Genomic DNA, 21,893 nt, shown 5'->3' with positions numbered 1-21,893 from the left:
GCGGCAGGTAAAAAGGCACCAGAAACCAATAATTTGCGGATTTGGTGCCTTTTTATCGTCATATCTGCCCCAAAGAGCCCCCAATACAGCCAAACCTCGTGCCTATTTCCCCGGCAAGCTTTGCGATCAGACACAGGTCCACGAATGACCTGTGCCCAAAAACCTTGGAAAGGACACGAGAGATGCGACAGACAGCCATGATTTTGGCCGTTGCAAGCGCATTGGGGCTTTCGGCTTGTAGCGGATTGAATGACCGAGACCAAAAAATGCTGAGTGGCGGCGCGATTGGTGCCGGTGTGGGTGCTGTTGGCACCGTGATCACCGGTGGCTGTGTTACCTGTGGCGCGGTAATTGGCGGCGCGGTGGGTACCGGTGCGGGCTATATCATGCACGAGAATGAGAAGGCCCGGAAATGATGAAACGGATCATTCTTCTGGTCGCTGCATTTGGCCTAACCCTGCCTTTCGCGGCACCTGCGCCGGTTAAGGCCGACCCGCCGTCATGGGCACCTGCCCATGGCTATCGTGCCAAGCAGCACAAAGGGCACAAACGCAATTATAGCCGCCACGGTAACGAGCTTTTTGTCTCCGACGGTGGTTTCCTGCGCTGTAACCGTGATGTGGTTGGCGCCATCATTGGTGGTGGCACAGGCGCGGTTCTTGGTTCAACCATCGGCAAGGGAAGAGGCCGGGATGCGGCCATGATTGGTGGTGCCATTCTTGGCATGCTCAGTGGCTACTCGATTGGCCAGAGCCTTGATCAGGGTGATCTGGCTTGTACCGGCTATGCCTTGCAGCGCGCCCCTGATGGGCAGGCCGTCCGGTGGCAGAACCCCGATTCGGGCCGCAGCTATAATGTTGTTCCGACCAACAGTTGGCAGAACGCCGACGGACGCTATTGCCGCGAATATAGCGCAACAGCCCGTATTGGTGGAGAACTGCGGAAAACATACGGTACGGCATGCCGCCAGGCTGATGGTTCCTGGCAGATCGTGTCCTGAGAACCAAAACGCGCCAAGCATATTTCAATCTGGGGCCATGCCCCGCAAAAGGCCCGGCACTGCCGGGCTTTTTTTGTGCGTTATCTGATACGCAGCGCATCTTAAATTATTTCAATTCAATGTCTTATAGGTGGCTATACTCTCGCATCCGTTATTTGTTTTACGTTAACGTCACTTTGGGTTACAGTCCTGTCATAATCAAAACAAAATACCTGCTGACTGAGGGAGGCCTTCGTGGATGACATCCTCGAAACCGTAAAAGAAAAACTGCCGCAACTGCGCGGTCTGAATGCTGTCGTCGCCTTCGACTGTGGCGATGATGGACACATCGTGATTGATGCTACCGGCGATGAGCCGGAAATCAGTGATGATGATCTGTCCGATGCCGATTGCATTCTCAAGATCAAGAAAGCCAACCTCGAAAAGCTGATCGCCGGAAAGCTTGACCCGATGCTTGCCTTTACCATGGGCAAACTGAAGATCAAGGGCTCAATGGGTGTGGCAGCAAAGCTGTCATCAATGCTCGACTAGCTTTGTTGGTATGGTCTGTTTGACGAGGGAAACATGCGTAATCGCATCGCAAAAGGCAGCATATCGGCCCTGATTGCCGGCTTTACGATTCAATATGCCACCGCGTCGCTGGCATCCGGATCGGAAATGCTCAATTTTCGCGTCCTCAAGGACGGGGAGCCGATCGGTTATGAAACCGTCGAAATTACACCAACAGCAACCGGTCAAACCGTCACGGTCAAAACCCTGACCGATGTGCGGGTTTTGTTTTTGAAGTTCCATTACGACCATCAGCGCACCGAACAATGGCAGGACGGAAAGCTGGTCTCGGTCGAAACCACCACCAATGATGACGGCACACACTACACCTGGCAGGCCAGCTATGACGAAGATTGTTATGCGCTGGCGGGCAAAGGTGTCGGGAAACGCGACGCCTGTGATGCGGCCTGGCCGCTGACCCTGTGGCATGAGGATGTCACGGGTAAAACCGATCTCTTTAGCGTCATCAATGCCGAACCCTACACTGTGCACACGCAATGGGTTGGCGAAGAAAGCGTCATGGTCGAAAGCCGGGAAACGCCGGCAGTCCATTACGAAATGTCTGGCGATGTCGAACGGCACCTCTGGTACGGCACCGACGGAAAACTGCTTAAAACGAGTTTTAAAAGGAAGGGTTACGACATCGATTTTATCAGGGTCGATGCGATAAACCCTCAGCAATAAAAGCGGGCGTTTTAAATCAAAGATTTGAAACGTTTAAAGATTAGGGAGAAACAGATGTCCTACTTCAAGAAGAGCTGCCTTTGGGGTGCAGCTTCGGGTACTGCACTTCTATGCGCACTCGCTAGTGTTGGCACCGCGCAAGCGTCCGGTTTTCAAGTCCGTGAAACCAGCGGCACCCTTCAGGGTTCAAGCTTTGCCGGCATGACCACACTGTCAACCGACGCATCGACGATGTCCTACAACCCAGGCACAGTTGGGCAGTACAAAGAAACCAGCTATAGCGCAGGTATTACGGTCATTCGCCCGGTGGCGAAAGCGACCAACACCGTTGCAACCAATGGCGCACGAACGGTGATCGCACAAACCGGCGGTGGCTACAAGGATATGGCACAGGATGCTGCGGTACCAAACGCACATGCTGTCTGGAAGCTAAACGATCAGATCAATCTCGGTGTTTCGATTACGGCACCTTGGGGTCTCGTGACCGACAACGATTCAGATTTCGCCGGACGCTTTTTTGGTACGACATCAAAAATCAAGACAGTAAATATCAAACCAGTTGTTGCCTATCGTTTCGACAATGGGCTGAGCATTGGTGCGGGACCGCAGGTTCAAAGATTCGAGGCCGCCCTTAGTAAAGCCGTTCCGTCGCTTGGTGGCGCCGTTGCAGAGGGTAACTCTACGATTGAAGGCGACGACATCGGCTACGGCTGGACAGCCGGGATGAACTGGGAAGTCACGAAAACCACCCGTGTTGGTCTTTCTTATATCTCCGAGGTTGAACATAAACTCAAAGGCGATATCACCTTCGACAATGCCGCAAAAAACTTGGCCACGCCCTACACGGACCGAGATGCAAATGCCAAGATCACCACGCCGGAGTCTATTGCTTTCGGTATTTCTCACGACCTGTCTGATAAGTGGACTGTCATGGGTGACGTGCAATGGACCAACTGGAACTCAGTTGGCGATCTAGTCTTTAACTACAGCGGCCTGATTAACTCCGCCTCGACTGCCACTGGTAGTACAACTGAAAATTATCAGTGGGGAACGTCGTGGTTTGGTGCCCTCGGTGCACGTTACCAGTATGACGAAAAATGGTCGTTTACCGGTGGCGTGGCCTATGATGAGACCCCGATCCAAACCCGTAACCGCAATGTGCGCTTGCCGGATTCAGATCGATACTGGGTCTCATTTGGCGCAACATACAAGGCTGCTGATTGGGCTGATGTGACACTGGGTTATACTCATATCTTTGCTGATGAAGCACGCGTAGATCACGCGTCTTCGCTCGTTGGTAATTATGCTGCCGACTACGAAGCCAAAGTCGACATCATCGCGTTGCAGGCGAATTTCAAGTTCTGATTTGCTATACTGTCCGATGCGAGGTGCTATGGCGCACCGCATCGGGCTCCCTTTTTTTGCCCGCAAAGTGACGTTAACGTAATGGAGTTAACGCAAGTGAACAAAGTAAACGTCCAAGAATCCCCGATCCTGCGCGATGGCGTTGATATCAGCTCGCCGGTAAGAACCTGCCCGGTCCATGAGATTTTCGACAAAGCGGCGGCACGGTTTCCGTTGCGCCCGTGTCTGGATTTCCTCGGTAGGGTCTATGATTACAAGACAATTTCCGAGCAAATCGACCGTGCTGCCGAAGGCTTCAAACAGCTTGGCGTGCGCAAGGGTGACAAGGTCGGGCTGTGCCTGCCCAATACGCCCTATTACGTGGTTTGCTATTACGCGATCCTGAAATGTGGCGGTGTGGTTGTGAATTTCAATCCGCTCTATGCCAAGCGCGAGATCGCCTATCAGATCGAAGATTCAGGCTGTCGCCTGATGGTGACGCTGAACCTCAAACAGATCTATCCAAAGGTCGCGGCATGCCTTGATGAAACCTGCCTCAAGCGGATCGTGGTCTGCGAAATGAGCGGCATCTTGCCGCCGGTTAAAAGCGTTCTGTTTTCGCTGTTCAAGCGCAGCGAACTGGCCGATGTGCCAACAGATCTGCGTCACATCCCCTATTCCCGCGTCATCGGATGCAAACCGATTGATCGCGTGCTGGATATCGACGTGAACGATCTGGCGGTTCTGCAATATACCGGCGGCACGACCGGGCGCCCGAAGGGTGCGATGCTGACCCATGCCAATCTGAGTGCAAACGTTGATCAGCTAACCCGCTGGATGCCAGACGCCAAACCGGGCCACGAAGTGACCCTGTGCGTTTTGCCATTCTTCCATGTTTTTGCGATGACCGTGGCGCTCAACACATCGGTCAACCTTGGTGCGGAAATGGTGTTGCAGCCCCGCTTTGAGTTAGGTTCCCTGATCAAGGCGCTGGACAAGAAAAAGGCCACCATCTTCCCGGGTGTTCCGACGATCTATACGGCGATCAACAATTCGCCGGAAACACTCAAATACGACCTGTCACACATCCGTTGCTGCATTTCGGGCGGTGCGCCGCTGCCGGTTGAAGTCAAACACCGGTTCGAAGAGATTACCGGCTCCAAGGTGGTTGAGGGATATGGCCTGTCAGAGGCCAGCCCGGTCTGTACTTGCAACCCGCTTAAGGGTGAGAACAAGGAAGGCTCGATCGGGCGGCCGTTGCCCGGAACCAAGATCGAAATCAGGTCTCTTGATCGGCCGGATACGGTCGTAGCGCTTGGCGAAAAGGGTGAGGTCTGTATTCGTGGCCCGCAAGTCATGCCTTGCTACTGGCAAAACGAAACGGCCACCAACGAGACATTTGTCGATGGTTGGTTGCGGACCGGTGATGTCGGTTATCAGGATGAGGATGGCTACACCTTCCTGGTTGATCGTCTTAAGGATGTCATCCTGTGCAGTGGTTACAACGTTTATCCGCGTGCCATCGAAGAGGCACTTTATCTGCATGACAAGGTTGCCGAGGTCACCTGCATCGGGATCCCCGATCAATATCGTGGTCAGGCGCCAAAGGCGTTTGTTCGCCTGAAAGACGGTGTCACCGATGTGACCGCCGAAGATCTGCGGGCATTTCTTGATGACAAGATTTCAAGAATCGAAATGCCGCGCGAAATCGAAATTCGCGAAGAACTTCCCAAAACCATGGTCGGCAAGCTGTCGAAAAAGGAGCTGGTCGAAGAAGAACGACAAAAGAGAGAAGGAAATACGGTTTAGTTACAATGCGTTGGCGTCACCATACACACACTGAAAAAACTTAAGTGACGTTAACGTAAACTAATTGACGTATACTGAAAAATAGATACCATAAGGGGCGAACAATGACAAAAATTGACGAACGGTTTTATACCGTTCCCGAACTGGCCGACGATCTTGGCATCACGCCGCGCACCATCCGGTTTTACGAGCAAAAGGGGCTTTTGAACCCGCAGCGTGCCGGCACCACCCGGGTCTATACCCGACAAGATCGCGCCAAACTGCTCCTCATTTTACGGGGCAAGCGACTGGGCTTCAGCTTAAGAGAGATCGCGGACTACCTTGATCTTTACGGCGCAGACCCAACCCAGGCAGAGCAGATCAAAATGCTGCTGGAACGCGTTCGGGAACGGATTACTGACCTGGAAGAACAGCGTCAGGCACTGGACGTCACTTTGGATGAACTGCGTGATATCGAACAGCAATCAGTTGATGCACTTAAAGAAAAGGGACTCGATCCGGTATCGTAACAAGTTGCCCGGATCAGAGGACAGCTCAGGAAGGAAGACATAGCCATGACCAACGCCGTAATTGCCGGATATGTCCGGTCGCCCTTTACCCCGGCCCGCAAAGGGGCTCTCGCAAAGGTCCGCGCTGACGACCTTGCGGCACAGGTCGTCAAAGGTCTGGTCGAAAAGACCGGCATTGATCCCAACGCGATCGAGGACCTGATCCTTGGTTGTGCCTTCCCGGAAGGCGAACAGGGCTTGAACGTTGCCCGCCTGATCACCTTTATCGCCGGTCTGCCGCGTTCTGTTGGTGGCGTGACGGTCAACCGTTTCTGCGGTTCTTCGATGCAGTCGATCCATCAGGCGGCTGGTGCAATTGCGATCGGGGCTGGTGATGTCTTTATCTGTGCCGGCGTCGAAAGCATGACCCGGGTTCCGATGATGGGCTTTAACCCCCTGCCCAACCCAGAACTTTATAAAGTCATGCCCGAAGCCTATATGGGCATGGGCGATACGGCCGAAAATGTTGCTGCCAAATACAGCCTGACCCGTGCCGATCAGGAAGCCTTTGCAGTTGAAAGCCACAAACGCGCCGCAAGCGCACAAGCCGCTGGCAAGTTCACCGATGAAATCATTCCGATCCAGACCAAGGATGGTGTTGTTTCCGAAGATGGCTGCATCCGCGCAGAAACAACTGCCGAAGGCCTGGCCGACCTCAAACCCGCCTTCAAGGCAGACGGTGTTGTTACTGCGGGGACCTCTTCCCCGCTGACCGATGGTGCGTCGGCTGTTCTGGTCTGTTCCGAAGACTATGCCGCCAAAAACGGCCTGACACCGATTGCACGTATCAAGTCGGTTGCAGTTGATGGCTGTCTCCCGGAAATCATGGGCATTGGCCCGATTGGCGCTTCGAAAAAGGCGCTTTCGCGGGCAGGCCTGACCTCGGCCGATATTGATGTCACCGAACTTAACGAGGCCTTCTCGTCCCAGGCCATGGCAAGCATTTCCGATCTGGGTCTGGATGGTACCAAGGTCAATATCGATGGTGGCGCGTTGGCGATTGGTCACCCGCTTGGCGCGACAGGTGCGCGTATCGTTGGCAAGGCCGCAAGCATCCTCAAACGTGATGGCGGCAAATATGCGCTAGCATCCCAGTGCATTGGCGGGGGTCAGGGGATCGCGACCATTCTGGAGGCGATGTAATGACCACCATTAAACAGGTCGCCGTTATTGGCGCCGGTGTTATGGGGGCTGCGATCGCGGCCCATATCGCCAACTCCGGGACACCCGTCCTGCTGCTTGATATTGTGCCCGAAGGTGCGAAAAACCGTAATTCGGTTGCCGAGGGTGCGGTTGCCAAGATGCTGAAAACCGACCCGGCACCGTTCATGTCCAAACGGGTCGCCAAGTTGATCACGTGTGGCAATATCGAGGATGACCTTGATAAAATCGCCAAATGTGACTGGGTGATCGAGGCCGTTATTGAACGCCTTGATATCAAGCAGGATCTGTATCGCAAGATTGATGCGGTCCGTGCCAAGGGATCGGTGGTGTCATCAAACACATCGACCATTCCGCTCGCCACCCTGATTGACGGGATGGACGAAAGCTTCGCACAGGACTTCATCATTACCCACTTCTTCAACCCGCCACGCTATATGCGCCTGCTGGAGCTGGTTGGATCGGGTGTTACCCGCGATGGTGTGATTGATGGGGTTGCCGATTTTGCTGATCGCAAACTGGGCAAGACCTGTGTCACCTGTCATGACGAACCGGGCTTTATCGCCAACCGTCTGGGTGTCTACTGGATTCAGGCCGCCATGGTTGAGGCCATGGACCGCAAACTGACTGTCGAAGAAGCCGACAGCGTCATTGGCCGGCCGTTCGGTATTCCCAAAACGGGGGTATTTGGCCTGATGGATCTGGTGGGTCTTGATCTGATGCCCCATGTGCAATCAAGCATGGCTGGTCTTCTGGACAAATCCGATCCGTTCCACGCGATCTACCGCGAAAGCGATCTGGTCAGCAAACTGATTGCCGATGGCTATACCGGACGCAAGGGCAAGGGTGGTTTCTATCGCCTGAACCGTGATGGCGGCCAGAAAGTTAAGGAATCGGTGGATCTGCAAACTGGTAAATTTGCCAAATCCGAAAAGGCCCGTTTGGGCAGTGTCCGGGCCGCAGGCAAAGATCCGCGCAAGATGATGGAAGCGTCTGACAAGGGTGGCCAATATGGCCGCGCTGTCATGGGCAAGACACTGGCCTATGCGGCCTTTATTGCCGAGGCGGCTTCGAATTCCATTGTCGATGTCGATGATGCGATGAAGCTGGGTTATGCTTGGAAAACCGGGCCGTTTGAGCTGATTGATGCCATTGGCGTCGATGTCCTGATTTCGATGCTCGAAGAAGACGGCGTTGAAGTCCCGGCATTGCTGAAAAAGGCCGCAGGCAAGTCGTTCTACAAGGTCGAAGACGGTGATCTTTATTACCTTGGCTTTGATGGCGAATATGCCAAGGTCACCCGCCCGGATGGCGTCATCCTGCTTGAAGATATCAAACGCATATCCGAACGGATTGCCGGCAACCGCGCCGCATCGCTTTGGGATATCGGTGATGGCGTTGCCTGCCTTGAATTCCATACCAAGATGAATGCGCTTGATGCCGATGTGCTTGGTGCGATCAAGACATCCATCCGGACTGTCAAAAAGCAGTTCAAGGCGATGGTCATCTATAACGAAGCAAGCAACTTCTCAGCCGGGGCAAACCTTGGACTGGCGCTGTTTGCCGCCAATATCGCGGCATGGTCCGAGATCGAAAACCTCGTTGAAACCGGTCAGGAAACCTACAAGGCGCTTAAATACTCGCCGTTCCCGGTCGTCGGTGCCCCAAGTGGCCTTGCCCTTGGTGGCGGCTGTGAAGTTCTGCTGCATTGTGATGCGGTTCAGGCGCACGGGGAAACCTATATCGGGCTGGTTGAACCCGGTGTGGGTCTGATTCCGGCCTGGGGCGGATGTAAGGAAATGATCCGTCGCTGGGCGGAAAATCCGAAGTTTGTCAAAGGCCCGATGGCCCCAAGTGCCAAGGCGTTTGAGATCATCTCGGTCGCGACCGTCGCCAAATCGGCGATGGAGGCCAAGGAAAACCTGTTCTTCCGCGAAACTGACGGCATCACCATGAACCGCAACCGTTTGCTGGCCGATGCCAAGGAACGCGCGCTTTCGATGGTCGATGGTTACGAAGCACCCGAAGAATTTACCTATCGACTGCCGGGCGAAGCGGCCCGGGTTGCCTTTGAAATGGCGGTCGATGGTTTCCATCGCCTTGGCAAGGCCACAGATTATGACCGCGTGGTCGCCGGTGAATTGGCAAAGGTTCTGGCCGGTGGCGATACCGACGTGACCGAGGAACTTTCCGAAGACGATATTCTTGAACTGGAACGCGAAGGCTTCATGCGTCTGGTCCGCAATGAAGGCACCATGGCCCGGGTTGAGCATATGCTGCTGACCGGCAAGCCGCTGCGCAACTGACCGGTCCGGGAGGAAAAGTAAAATGGCTGAATATAAAGCACCCCTGCGCGACATGCGCTTCGTCCTGACCGAGCTGTTTGATTTCAACGATATCAATCAGATGCCCGGTTGCGAGGATTTTACCCCCGATGTGGTCGATGCGGTTCTCGAAGAAGCTGCCAAAGTCTGCGAAGAAGTCCTGTTCCCGATCAACCGGTCGGGCGACGAGGAAGGCTGCGCTTGGGATGACGGGGTTGTCACAACCCCCAAAGGTTTCAAGGAAGCCTACCAGACCTTTGCCGAAGGTGGCTGGACCGGGATTGCCTGTGACCCGAAATATGGCGGTCAGGGCGCGCCGAAATCCATCAATGCCCTGGTCGAGGAAATGATTTGTTCGACCAACCTTTCCTTTGGCATGTATCCGGGCCTGTCCTTTGGCGCCTATGCCGCCCTTCACAGCCACGCATCGGACGAACTCAAGGACAAATTCCTGCCCAAGATGGTCGAAGGCACCTGGTCAGGGACCATGTGCCTGACCGAACCGCATTGCGGTACCGATCTTGGCATCATCAAGACCAAGGCCGAACCCCTTGACGACGGGTCCTATGCGATTTCCGGTACCAAGATCTTTATCTCGGCCGGGGAACATGACCTGACGGAAAACATCATCCACCTGGTTCTGGCCAAACTGCCTGACGCCCCAAGCGGCACCAAGGGCATTTCACTGTTCCTTGTGCCAAAATTCATGGTCAGTGATGACGGATCACTTGCGGATCGCAACGCGGTCAAATGCGGTTCCATCGAACACAAGATGGGCATCAAGGCATCATCGACCTGTGTCATGAACTTTGATGGCGCGGTCGGTTATCTGGTGGGTGAACCCCATCAGGGCATGCCCGCCATGTTCACCATGATGAACCAGGAACGCCTTTCGGTTGGCATTCAGGGTCTTGGCCTTGGCGAAGCGGCCTATCAGGGTGCGCGGGCCTATGCCAAGGATCGCCTGCAGGGCCGCGCCCTGACCGGTGCGAAATCCCCCAACCAACCCGCCGATTCCATCATCGTGCATCCCGATGTGCGCCGCATGTTACTGACTGCCAAGGCGACCAACGAAGGCTGCCGGGCGATGGGCATGTGGGTGGCACGCGCACTTGATACCGCCAAACACCACGAAGATCCGGTCAAACGCGAAGAGGCCGACGAGTTCGTTCAACTGATGACCCCGATCGTCAAGGCGCTGTTCACTGACTGGGGCTTTGATAACACCAACCTTGGTGTTCAGGTCTTTGGCGGGCATGGCTATATCCGCGAATGGGGCATGGAGCAGTATGTTCGTGATGCCCGTATTGCCCAGATTTACGAAGGCACCAACGGCATTCAGGCGCTTGACCTTGTCGGGCGCAAAATGCCGAGCAAAGCCGGTCGTTACCTGCGTCGTTTCTTCCATCCTGTGAAGGAATATATCGATGCCAATGTCTCGAACGGCGAGCTTGGTGAGTTTGTTCAGCCGCTGGCGAAGGCCTTCATGCGCCTGCAACAGGCGACCGGCGAACTTGCTCAGCGGGGCATGAAAAACCCCGATGAAGCCGGGGCCGCCGCCACCGAATTCCTGCATCTGTTTGGTCTGGTTGCCGTCGGCTTCATGTGGGCCCGGATGGCGGAAATCGCACTCGCCAAACAGGGTGATGACGAAGACGGTTTCTACAAGGGCAAGCTGATCACGGCCAAGTTCTATATGGAACGTGTTCTTCCGCAATCAGGTGCCCTGTTCAGCCAGATCATGTCGGGGTCTTCGACCATGATGGCGCTTGACGAGGAGCTGTTCTGATCATGGCTGTGGGCCGCATGCATAAAGACCTGTCACCCGGATACGGAGCCTTGTCGTGAACCTGATTTTCCGACTGATCCGTGTGGTGATCCTGTCCTTGTTGCGGCCCCGCCTGCACCCGCTTGATCCATCGACCCTGCATTTCCGGGCATGGCCGCTGGATATTGATATCAATGTGCACATGACCAATTCACGCTATTTCGCGCTGATGGATCTGGGCCGAACCGAACTGATCATGCGCAATGGCATTGCCAAGCAGATGCTGAAACGCAAATGGCAGCCGGTGGTGTCCGGATCGACCATGCGGTTCAAACGCGCGATCAAACCGTTTCAGAAATTCGCACTCGAAACGCAGGCTTTGTATTGGGATGAAAAGGGCTTCTATCTTGAGCAACGCTTTGTGGCCAAAGGAAAGACGCTGGCCCTTGGCGTGGTAAAGGCGGTTTTCGTCGGCCCGGATGGCATTGTTGCGCCTGAGGAAGTCTGTCGGATGGTCGGCGCAGATGAGACGTCGCCATCCATGCCCGACTGGCTTTCTGGGTGGCCCGATATGGAAACCGCGATTGAAGCGCGACTGGCGATTTAACACACACGAACAACCGGAAAACCGGGAGAATTGCGGAAAAACACCGCGCAGGAGGAAACATCATGGCATCCGATGACGCCGTATTGCTCAACATCACTGATGCGGTCGCAACGATTACGCTGAACCGCCCGGATCGCATGAACGCCCTTGATCAGGCGATGGTCAGTGGCTTGGCAGCTGCCATGGACAAGATCGAAGCCAACCTTCCCGATATCGGAGCCGTCATCATCGAAGGATCGGGCGGTACTTTCATGGCCGGTGGCGATGTAAAATTCTTCCATCAGGTATCAAAAGGCCCGGTCGAAGACGCCCGCTCCTCAATCGAAGCATTGATTGATCGGGTTCACGAAATTGTTTTGCGCATCAACGCTCTGCCCCGCCCGGTCATCGCCAAACTTGAAGGCGCGGTTGCCGGATTTGGCATTAGTCTGATGAATGCCTGCGACCTTGCCATTGCGGCTGAGGAAACCGTTTTCACCCTGGCCTATATCCATATCGGCACTTCGCCCGATGGCGGGGCGACGCATTCTTTGACTCGGTTGGTCGGCATGAAAAAGGCCAAGGAAATCGCCCTGCTTGGCGATCGGTTCGGGGCCGATGAAGCCCATGATTGCGGCCTGATCAACAAGGTCGTCCCGGCAGATCTGCTGGCATCTGCAACCGCGAAATACGCCACCCGTTTGTCAAACGGGCCCCGCGATGCGATCGCCCGTACCAAGGCGTTGCTGAATGCCGCCCCAGAGGCCGATCTGCAAACACAACTGAAGGCCGAGGCCAAATCATTCGCTGATTGCACCGTAAGTGCCGATTTCCGCGAGGGCGTTACTGCTTTTGTGGAAAAACGCACGCCGCGTTTTGGCAAATCATAAAAAGAATTCAGGGAAGAATTTGATGACGAGTCTTAAAGGCAAAACACTGTTCATCACCGGCGCATCGCGCGGCATCGGAAAGGAAATTGCCCTGCGTGCAGCGCGCGATGGGGCCAATGTTGCGATCATTGCCAAAACCGATGAACCACACCCGAAGCTGCCCGGCACCATCCATAGTGCCGCCGCCGAGATCGAGGAAGTTGGTGGCAAGGCACTGGCCCTTAAGACTGATATCCGCGACGAAGACCAGATTGCCGAGGCTGTCGCAAAGACCGTCAAAACCTTTGGCGGGATCGACATCCTGATCAACAATGCCAGCGCAATCAATCTGACCCCAACGTTGCAAACACCGATGAAGCGGTTTGACCTGATGCATCAGGTCAATACGCGTGCGAGCTTTGCCTGTGCACAGGCCTGCCTGCCGCATCTTCTGAAGTCGGACAACCCACATATCCTGACCATGTCACCACCGCCCAACCTGTCGCCGCAGTGGTTTGCCAATCATACGGCCTATACGATTTCAAAATACGGCATGAGCCTGATCACGCTTGGTCTGGCCGCCGAGTTTGCCGATGAAGGGGTGGCCGTCAATTCGCTTTGGCCGGTCACGGTGATTGAAACTGCCGCGCTCAACATGATCCCCGGTCTGGAGCAGGGCCGTGCACGCACACCGCAAATTCTGGCCGATGCGGCGCATGCCATCCTGACAGCACCATCGCGCGAAATTACCGGGGGCTTCTTTACCGATGAAAGTGTGCTTGAGGCCATCGGTGTCACCGATTTCGAACAATACAACCTGACCCCGGGCAAGCCGCCCTATCCGGACTTCTTCCTGGAGCTTGATCGCAACGGCAAGAACGACCCGCAGGTTGCAAAACTTCTTACGAAACTGGGCCGCTTTCACAAAGCAGCCTGACCGTTATGGCGCCGGGGAAGTGTGTGCCTCGGCGTCTCGTAGGGGCCTGATTTTACGGCTGTGGATGATCTGCACTGGAAATCGGGCTCTCTCGCCCGCTGAACTAAACCCGCCCTTTGTGGCGGGTTCTTTTTTGTGACATACGCACATAAAGGCACCGCCACGGGGAGAATGGCGGTGCCGCCTTCGCATTAAACGCTAGACGTTGAGGGATATGATGAAAAAGCGTGAAGCGAAGGAGTAGTTATAAGTAAGCTTCAGGAAGCGCGGCGTTCCAGTGACTGACGCGGCATTTCACAAGCAACAAGACCTGGTGTTGGCAACATCATCTGTACCGAAAGTGCCATGCCAAGGTCGCGGTGATCGCGTTTGGCATCGAGGAAATGCTCCGACCAGATGCCGTCACGGTTGGCTGACAGAAACGCACAACGCAGCATCGAAAAACGGCTTGATCCATGACAGTTATGCTCCCCCGTCACCTGTGCAAGCCAGTCGGCGATTGCATCATGGGCAGCCTGATCAAGGATATCCTGCATGCTGGCCCGATCACTGGCTGCAATGCTGTCTTCGGCCAGCGCATCGCGAAGGGCGTTGATCATACGCTGACTGGCCTGCGGAGAGTTGACACCGAATGAACGCAACCACGCACGTGCCGTATCTTCGATCAAACGCGTCATCGCAGCCGATTCAAACGCGGCGTAGGTGAAACCCTTTGATGCAATGGTCATGTCAGTCATTCGTCTGGCCCTCCGGGCGGTGAACAATCAGCGGGACTTAACGCTTCGTTAAGGATGAATATCGCTGAAAAAACGCGGGATAATTTGCTCGAATCTGGGCGTTTTTGTGGCGTCGAGAATCTTTTGAAAACAAACCACTAACTTGCTGGCTTCGGACCTTCGGCCGTGATGTGATCGCGCCCTGCCATGATCTGATCAAGCGGTTTGACCGGCCAAGACAGAATTAGAAGCTTTTCATCGCGCGTCAGGCTTTCAACACCAAGCCGGGCAAGCTTTTCATAGATGATCCCGATTTCTATCGCGGTACGCGCATCAGGCTTGCGCACCGGCAACAAGGCCGAATGCAGTGCATTGGCGTAAGGATCTTCGATCAGGCGCAGCAACCCGTCTTTGACATCATCATCACCGCTCTCGGCATTGATCCGTGCCAACGCGCGAAGCTCTTCGGGGCTGTCATATTCTTCGGGGGTCACAAAAAGCTTCATCCGGCGCGCAGCCTTTCCGATGGCAAGGCTGCTGGAATAATGGGTCAGCCAAGGCGAAAGCACCAAACCGGCCAGAATGGGCGACAACCACCAGAAGAATGCCGTATCCACAAAGACAGCAATCGCGCCCCAGACAACACCAATCACAATAATCGTGCGATGGGTTTTAAGGGCGGCCTTGAACGGTACCCCGGCATCGTCGCGTTCCTGCGCGTCCCAACCCACCTGATTACCGGTCAGGACCGAAAACACGAACTGGGAATGGAGCATCATCATGATCGGGGCCTGCAAGGCAGAATACAGGGTTTCAAGAAGGCCACTGGCCAATACCATTACCCCGCCATACTGTTTGCGGTCGCGGCCAAGACAGACCATCAGGATCGAGATGATCTTGGGCAGCACCAGCATGCCGATGGTAAAGATCAGCAACACCAGCATTTCAAACGACCGATCCACCGGCCATTGCGGAAACATGGTGAACTGACCGGGGAAGAAGCTATAGGTCAGCTGGGTGTTCTGAAGGGTCGCAATCGTCGAGCTCAGCAACAGCAAAAGCCACAGTGGCGATGACACAAAGCTCATCACCCCCATAAAGAAATGCAGACGGCTTAGCGGTTTAAAGCCCGGCGCAACCATCAGCCGCGCATGCTGCATATTGCCCTGACACCAGCGCCGGTCACGGATGGCAAAATCAATCAGGTTGGGCGGCAATTCTTCCCAACTGCCTTCAAGCTGCGGGATCAACCAGCACCGCCAGCCTGCCTTGCGCATAAAGGCGGCTTCAACGAAATCGTGACTGAGGATATGACCACCCATCGGCGGTTTGCCCGACAGAACCGGCAGGCCACAGCATTCGATAAACGCCTTGGTGCGAATGATCGCGTTATGGCCCCAATAGTTCGAACTGCCCATGCACCAGAATGACAGACCCGCCGACATGGTCGGGCCATGCACGCGCGAAATGAATTGCAGGATACGGGCAAAAAGGGTCTGGCGGCCGGTCGGTTGCGGCGGGCTTTGAATGATCCCGGCATCCGGGTTGTTTTCCATCAGATAGGCCATATTGACCATGGCCTCGCCGGACATGACGCTATCGGCGTCAAAGACGATCATGTGATCGTAATTGGCGGCATAGGTCTCGCAGAATTCCTTGAGGTTGCCGGACTTGCGTTCGGTGTTCTCTGCCCGGCGGCGGAAGAAAATCTTGCCACGTGCATTCAGATCCGAGCAAGCCTTGGCCCATGCCATTTCCTCGGCAATCCAGATATCGGGATCGCGGGTATCAGACAGCACAAAGAAATGAAACGCATCAAGTTCGCCGGTCGCAGCGAGGCTTTCATAGCTCGCGCGCAAGCCCGCAAAGACACGGTTGGGGTCTTCGTTATAAACCGGGATCACCACCACATTCTTGGATCGCAGCCGGCCTTTGCGCACAATCGGCTTCAGGCGTTTGAGCGTGATGGCATCAAGTTTCAGCCCGCGCAAAACCAGCCCGACAATCCCGGTAAAGAACGACAACGAAATCCAGGCAAAGTTGATGGTAAAGAACGCCACAACCACCATTTCCATGATGGTCAGCTGATCCGCGCCCAGAACATCGGTCATCAGCCACGCCGCATAGGCAGTCGCCGCAATCGATGCCCCAAACAGGAAAATCCGCCGCGATCCGACACCGGGCCCGCGCAGTTTGACCGTCGGATCACAAAATGCGTCCTCTGATCGCTCTGCGGGTATGGTCCCTTTTCTGGGTGTGTTGGCGGCTTCTGTCATCTGGCTCTTCTGGGGTTATCTGTTTCTGGCAATTGAGGCGCTTGATCCCAGAGGATCAGAAGGCCCACGGCATGGTCCAGGTCTCGCTCAGGACCTTGTTTTGATACAGCAAGAAGACCCTGAGATTGCTTGATGTCGCATCCCCGGCATTGACCAGGTCAAAGAACACACGCACACCTCCATTTTCCGGATCGGGCAGGATGCGGATGTTACGGACCTCGCCCTTTGATGCGCTGATATCAGCCTGCAAATTATTGGCATCCTTGATGAAATAATCCAGATCGCCACCGGCAAAGTTCAGCACAAAACGCGTACCGGTCCGATCTTCATCACCTTGGCTGGCCAAACGCTGGATACGGGTATCGGTTGCTTGCGCCATGCCATGCAAACCTGTGCCATCGCGGGTCGCGGTAACACTGAATTCGACCTGCATTTCACCGCCGGCCGCCGGCTTGGTTTCCGGCACCCAATAAGCAACGATATTGTCGTTTGTTTCCGACGGACTCGGGATTTCGACCAGTTCGATATGGCCCTTGCCCCATTTGCCCTTCGGCGTCACCCAATAGCCCGGCTGCTGGTCAAAGCGTTTTTCCAGATCCTGATAGTGATCGAAATTGCGGTCACGCTGCAAAAGACCGAAACCGATGGGGTTTTCATCCAGAAACGAGCTCATCTGCAGGTGCTGGGGATTGTCCAGCGGACGCCACAACCATTCACCGCGGCCATTATTGATCAAAAGCCCGTCGCTTGAATGGACTTCACCGCGATAATCATCAAAGAACCGGCGGCGCTGTTCGCCAAACAGGAACATACCATTCAGCGGCGCAATGCCAATCTTCTCCACCCCATCGCGGAAGAACAGGTGGGCCTTGATGTCGGCCTGGCTCCGGTTGCCAGGCGTAATATCAAACTGATAGGCACCGGTTATCCGTTCACTGTCGAGCAACGCGAACACCGTGATGGTATTTGCGCCATCCTTTGGCTCGACAATCCAGAATTCACGAAAGACCGGGATTTCCTCGCCGGTCGGACCGGCAAGATCCACCGCAAGGCCCCGCGCCATCTGACCGATTGACTGGCCCTGACCCTGAAGGCGGAAATAGGACGCGCCCAGAAAACGGGTCAGCTCATCATTGCTGGTGACATCAGAAAGCGGATAGCGCAGGCGGAACCCGGCATAGTTCTGCGTCGAAAAATCGTTGCCCGACAGGCCAGTCTTGCCGAAATCAAACAGTCCGGCCGAGTAAGGAATGACCTGAACTTCACCGTCGCGCACCAGATTGATGGTTACCGGCACGTCATACATGGTGCCCGGATGAAACAGCTCCAGACTGAAATCCGTCTCGGCCGGATTAAAGAAGGCACGCTGCGACTTGAAGCGGATCTGTGCGTAATCTTCTGCGCTCAGGGCTGAAAGTGCCTCGGGCAGTTCGCGATGCGGATTAACGAACGGCTGTTTGGCCAGATTGCGCGCAAGGTTGGTCACCATTGCCGGATCGAACATCACCGGTTTGGAGACGTTTGGCTGTTTTTCGGCATCAGACACCGCATTCTCAACCGTATCTTCCGGTTGTGCTGCGGTGTCGGCTGTCTGTTCGGCCGGTGCAGTTTGCCCGGAAGCTGGAACTGGTGCTGAAACTGGCGCAGACGCATTTTCCTCGGCACTCTGTGGGACAGGTGCCGGATCACTTTCCTGTGCATGGATGGCCGCAGGCCCGCCGATCATGATCATCGCGGACGCGGCAGCCCCCAAAAGAACACGTCTGAGGGGCAGCTTGCTATGCTGCTGAAAATGTTGCGTCATGCTCTTATATGCTACCAACCGTTGGATTTTTCCGAATTTATTGGTTGCTGTTGTGCACAGAAAACAGGGCAGGAATGTGTCGTCATCAGGGTAAGAATCCGCAAAGCCACAACCGATCTGCTGCCCGAAAGGATTGCTTTAATCCCGGACATGTCATTGGCAAAGCGTCATTTTTGCATGGGCAGCAACGGAAAAACGCTGCAAAGAACCGCTTGACGGAAACGCAAAACCGTTTGTCAAACCGCTGATTGAAACGCGCTGTTTTCCGCGCTGGAATCGGCGTGCAATTCACGGGGTGAAATGTTGTGGCGCTGCTGGATGGCACGTGCCAGTGCCGTTGTGCTGCGATAACCGACTTGCCCTGCCACCGCCTGCAGCCTTTTGCCATCGCGCAACAACCCAAACGCCAGATCAAGGCGAATGGTTTGCAGGAAATCACCGGGCGATGTGCCCAGCAAATCGCGAAACCGGGCTGCAAAACTCGCCCGCGACATACCGGCAATTTCGGCCTGTCGTTCAACCGACCAGTTTTCGCCGGGTTTCTGATGAAGTTCACCCACCACGCGCGCAATCCGCGGATCACGCATGGCGGCCAGAATGCCCGGACGGACAAGGTTCTTGGCCTGACAATGGCGCAACACCATCAACAACAGCAGATCAACTAGAAGATTGATTGCCGTGCGTTGCCCGGGCTGCCCGCCCTTTGATTCCAAGAACAGCTGATCGGTGATGGCCTCAAGCCCGGGAAGCTCTTCAAAAGGCAAGAAAAGATATTCCGGCAAACCCAGTTTAGCGGGGCTTAGACCAATATCGGGGAAATCGAGATTGGCACAGACCATTGCAGCGCCACCTATGGGCGTCTCGATATCATGGGGAACCGGACATCCGAAAAGCACCACGCCGGGGCGATCCAGTATCGCCTTTTCGCGGCCGTCAAAAAGGACCCGCATCGTGCCACTTTGCAAAACATGCAGCATGCCTTGCTGTTGCGATGGAAGATCCGCTCGCCCCTGGTGATGGCTGCTGCCGCAATGGGTTCCGGCAAAAATCACATCACCACGCGGATGGTTTCCGGCAAACAGATCGGACAGGACATCCTTCTCAGACGAATTGCGCGCTTCCTCAGACAACAAGTCACTTCTCCGACGATAGGCTGTTTTCAGATTTCAAGACGCCCTCTTGATGAACCAGTTCCGTGATCGCCTGCCAGTAAAGACCCGGTGATCACCCCGTGAAGGAGATGAAAAAGATGACCAAACGTTCCAGTTTCATGCGTTCCGCAGCCCTCGCCGCCGTCCTGGGTATTTCTGCAGTTGGCAGCATTGTCGCCATCAGCGCACCGGCATCAGCCGCACAGGAAGTCCACATTGTTGAAGGCTACGCCCTGCAGGGTTTTGACCCGGTTGCATACTTCACCGTAGGTGCCCCGACCCCGGGCAACTCCGAGTTCAAGGCCGAGCACGGCGGCGCGACCTATCGCTTTGCCAGCGCTGAAAACCGTGACCTGTTCAATGCTAACCCGGAAAAATACGCACCGCAGTATGGCGGGTTCTGTGCCTTTGGTGCGGCAATGGGTCGTAAATTCGGTGCCGATCCGCAGGCATGGCGCATCGTTGACGACAAACTTTATCTGAACCTGAACAAGGAAATCCAGCAGCGCTGGGTTGCCGATATCCCCGGCTTCATTCGCGGTGCTGATCACAATTGGGAAATCATCGAAACGATCGAAGACGCCAAACTCGCTGATGAGAAAATGGCCCCCAAAGGCCTGACCATCGGCGCACAATAATCCCGGGCGCGGAATGCCCTGATCCGGGTTCCTCCCTGGCTCCCTGTTGCCCGGTATGACAATGGCCGGCCCGAATGAACGGGCCGGCCATTTGTTTTTTTTTGATCTGTAAATGGTGCGATCAGTATCCGACCGCACAACCATCCTTGCGCGGATCCGAACCCGCAACGTACCCGGCATCGGTCTTGGCAATCAGCTGCGCGCCGCCAAATCCGAAATTGGTGCTGTCGGGCGTTTCGACCTTGATGACATGGCCCTTGGCCTTAAGCGCATCAATCACCTCAGCACCGACAGATGTTTCCACGGCAACATTCAGCCCCGAAAGCGCCTGCCAACGCGGCGCATCGACCGCGGTTTGCGGGTCCTGCCCCCAAAGCTGGGTACGGAGCGTCATCTGCAAATGGCCCTGTGCCTGCATCGGGCCGCCCATGACGCCAAAGCTCATGACCGGATTGCCATCAAGGCCCATCAGGAAGGCCGGAATGATCGTCTGGAACGGACGCTTGCCGCCCTTGACCAGATTGGGATGACCGTCTTTGAGGCTAAAGCCGTGACCACGGTTCTGCAGGCTGATCGAGGTGCCCGGCACCACGACACCAGACCCAAAGCCCATATAGTTCGACTGGATGAACGACACCATCATGCCGTTTTCATCAGCCGTAGTGACATAAACCGTGCCACCATGTTTGGGGGCACCTGCCTTGAAATCCTGTGCCTTGTTGGCATCAATCAATGCCGCCCGCGATTTCAGGTAATCATCGGACAAAAGATGTTCGACCGTAACATCGGTCATATAATCAAGGTCGGCAACGAATTCGCGCATATCGGCAAAGGCCAGTTTCATGGCCTCGATCTCAAGATGAAGCGCCTCGACCGAGTCCGGCTCATAATCGGTAATGTTGGTATGGCGCAAAATGCCCAGCGCGATCAGGGCCGAAATCCCCTGCCCGTTTGGCGGGATTTCATGCAGCTTCACATTGCCAAAGCTTTGCGAAATCGTACCAACCCAATCGGCCTTGTGATTGCCAAGGTCTTCCTCAGACAGGGCCGCACCATGTTCCTTGGCAAAGGCGGCAATCTTGCTGGCCAGTTTGCCGCGATAGAAACTCTCGCCCTTGGTTTCGGCGATATCAATCAGGCTTTCGGCCGCGTCCTTGTTGACAAACAGCTCGCCCGCCTTGGGGGCCTTGCCACCCGGCAGGAACGCCTCGGCAAAGCCAGGCTGCTTGCCAAGCAAATCGCCGCCCTTTTCCCACAGGGTGGCGATGATTGGCGATACGGCAAAGCCGCGGGTCGCGTATTCAATCGCTGGCTCGAACAGTTTTTCGAACGGCAGCTTGCCGAACTTCTCTGAAATTTCACGCCAAGACGATACCGCACCCGGTGTGGTGACCGATTCCCAGCCGCGCTGTGGCATGGTGTCAGAACCGGCAAAGCGTTCCGGGTTCCAAGCCGCAGGCGCACGGCCCGATGCATTCAGACCATGCAGTTCCTTGCCATCCCAGATAATGGCATAGGCATCCGATCCAAGGCCGTTACCGGTCGGTTCAACCACGGCAAGCGCAATCGCGGATGCAAGTGCAGCATCGGCGGCATTACCACCGGCCCACAGCATGCGCAAACCGGCCTGGGCTGCAAGCGGCTGGGATGTTGAAACCATATTGCGCGCCAGCACCGGGGACCGGCGTGAAGCATAAAGCGCGTCGTGACGAAGTTTCATGGAAGTCTC

General features: G+C 55.4%; 19 protein-coding genes. 14 read left to right on the top strand and 5 right to left on the bottom strand.

The window, feature by feature from the left end:
• The first annotated feature begins 182 nt into the window (after positions 1-182).
• The 13 genes from WBY09_RS02470 (at position 183) to WBY09_RS02410 (ending at position 13,579) form a co-directional block, all read left to right on the top strand.
• Positions 183-416 carry a hypothetical protein gene (locus WBY09_RS02470; protein ID WP_008888617.1) on the top strand — a complete coding sequence of 78 codons (234 nt, stop codon included), beginning with the start codon at positions 183-185 and terminating at the stop codon, positions 414-416.
• Positions 413-1,000 carry an RT0821/Lpp0805 family surface protein gene (locus WBY09_RS02465; RefSeq protein ID WP_197146235.1) on the top strand — a complete coding sequence of 196 codons (588 nt, stop codon included), beginning with the start codon at positions 413-415 and terminating at the stop codon, positions 998-1,000. The genes WBY09_RS02470 and WBY09_RS02465 overlap by 4 nt, the downstream gene beginning before the upstream one ends.
• A 234-nt stretch (positions 1,001-1,234) precedes the next feature.
• Positions 1,235-1,531, top strand: a complete 297-nt coding sequence (locus WBY09_RS02460) for an SCP2 sterol-binding domain-containing protein (RefSeq protein WP_063086516.1) — start codon at positions 1,235-1,237, stop codon at positions 1,529-1,531.
• Positions 1,532-1,564: 33 nt separating this feature from the next.
• Positions 1,565-2,233: a DUF6134 family protein gene (locus WBY09_RS02455; protein ID WP_197146236.1), complete on the top strand. Its 669-nt coding sequence runs from the start codon at positions 1,565-1,567 to the stop codon at positions 2,231-2,233.
• Positions 2,234-2,287: 54 nt separating this feature from the next.
• Entirely contained in the window at positions 2,288-3,598 is a 1,311-nt protein-coding gene (locus WBY09_RS02450) for an OmpP1/FadL family transporter (RefSeq protein ID WP_063086512.1), read from the top strand.
• A 96-nt stretch (positions 3,599-3,694) separates the two neighbouring features.
• A complete protein-coding gene (locus tag WBY09_RS02445; RefSeq protein WP_064780456.1) occupies positions 3,695-5,386 on the top strand; it encodes a long-chain-fatty-acid--CoA ligase in 1,692 nt (563 codons plus the stop codon).
• Positions 5,387-5,490: 104 nt separating this feature from the next.
• Positions 5,491-5,895, top strand: a complete 405-nt coding sequence (locus tag WBY09_RS02440; protein ID WP_063086508.1) for a MerR family transcriptional regulator — start codon at positions 5,491-5,493, stop codon at positions 5,893-5,895.
• Between the two features lie 45 nt (positions 5,896-5,940).
• A complete protein-coding gene (locus WBY09_RS02435) occupies positions 5,941-7,077 on the top strand; it encodes a thiolase family protein (protein ID WP_197146237.1) in 1,137 nt (378 codons plus the stop codon).
• Complete coding sequence (locus tag WBY09_RS02430) at positions 7,077-9,401, top strand: 3-hydroxyacyl-CoA dehydrogenase/enoyl-CoA hydratase family protein (protein WP_197146238.1); 2,325 nt, start codon at positions 7,077-7,079, stop codon at positions 9,399-9,401. Before WBY09_RS02435 ends, WBY09_RS02430 begins: the two co-directional genes overlap by 1 nt.
• A gap of 22 nt (positions 9,402-9,423) precedes the next feature.
• Positions 9,424-11,208, top strand: coding sequence for an acyl-CoA dehydrogenase C-terminal domain-containing protein (locus WBY09_RS02425; RefSeq protein ID WP_286792716.1), 1,785 nt, complete (start codon positions 9,424-9,426; stop codon positions 11,206-11,208).
• 55 nt (positions 11,209-11,263) lie between these two features.
• Entirely contained in the window at positions 11,264-11,794 is a 531-nt protein-coding gene (locus WBY09_RS02420) for an acyl-CoA thioesterase (protein ID WP_197146240.1), read from the top strand.
• 62 nt (positions 11,795-11,856) lie between these two features.
• Positions 11,857-12,663: an enoyl-CoA hydratase/isomerase family protein gene (locus WBY09_RS02415; protein WP_197146241.1), complete on the top strand. Its 807-nt coding sequence runs from the start codon at positions 11,857-11,859 to the stop codon at positions 12,661-12,663.
• A gap of 22 nt (positions 12,664-12,685) precedes the next feature.
• Positions 12,686-13,579, top strand: coding sequence for an SDR family oxidoreductase (locus tag WBY09_RS02410; RefSeq protein ID WP_197146242.1), 894 nt, complete (start codon positions 12,686-12,688; stop codon positions 13,577-13,579).
• 257 nt (positions 13,580-13,836) lie between these two features.
• On the opposite strand, the gene WBY09_RS02405 is transcribed toward WBY09_RS02410, so the two are convergent.
• From WBY09_RS02405 to WBY09_RS02390, 4 genes are all read right to left on the bottom strand, one after another.
• Positions 13,837-14,316 carry a hypothetical protein gene (locus tag WBY09_RS02405; protein WP_197146243.1) on the bottom strand — a complete coding sequence of 160 codons (480 nt, stop codon included), beginning with the start codon at positions 14,314-14,316 and terminating at the stop codon, positions 13,837-13,839.
• 137 nt (positions 14,317-14,453) lie between these two features.
• A complete protein-coding gene (mdoH, locus tag WBY09_RS02400) occupies positions 14,454-16,571 on the bottom strand; it encodes a glucans biosynthesis glucosyltransferase MdoH (protein ID WP_197146244.1) in 2,118 nt (705 codons plus the stop codon).
• Between the two features lie 55 nt (positions 16,572-16,626).
• Entirely contained in the window at positions 16,627-18,375 is a 1,749-nt protein-coding gene (locus WBY09_RS02395; protein ID WP_197146245.1) for a glucan biosynthesis protein, read from the bottom strand.
• 236 nt (positions 18,376-18,611) lie between these two features.
• Positions 18,612-19,505 carry a cupin domain-containing protein gene (locus WBY09_RS02390; protein ID WP_197146246.1) on the bottom strand — a complete coding sequence of 298 codons (894 nt, stop codon included), beginning with the start codon at positions 19,503-19,505 and terminating at the stop codon, positions 18,612-18,614.
• 119 nt (positions 19,506-19,624) lie between these two features.
• Between WBY09_RS02390 and WBY09_RS02385 the strand changes: the two genes are divergently transcribed.
• The gene (locus WBY09_RS02385) at positions 19,625-20,164 is read left to right on the top strand and encodes a YHS domain-containing (seleno)protein (RefSeq protein WP_063086486.1); all 540 of its coding nucleotides are present in this window, start codon (positions 19,625-19,627) and stop codon (positions 20,162-20,164) included.
• Between the two features lie 121 nt (positions 20,165-20,285).
• On the opposite strand, the gene WBY09_RS02380 is transcribed toward WBY09_RS02385, so the two are convergent.
• Complete coding sequence (locus tag WBY09_RS02380; protein WP_197146247.1) at positions 20,286-21,884, bottom strand: gamma-glutamyltransferase family protein; 1,599 nt, start codon at positions 21,882-21,884, stop codon at positions 20,286-20,288.
• Positions 21,885-21,893 lie beyond the last annotated feature (9 nt).

Origin of the sequence: Thalassospira sp. CH_XMU1458 (genome assembly GCF_037027205.1) — a bacterium.
Classification (GTDB): Bacteria; Pseudomonadota; Alphaproteobacteria; order Rhodospirillales; family Thalassospiraceae; genus Thalassospira; species Thalassospira tepidiphila.
This window is presented reverse-complemented; position numbering and strand designations above follow the sequence as displayed.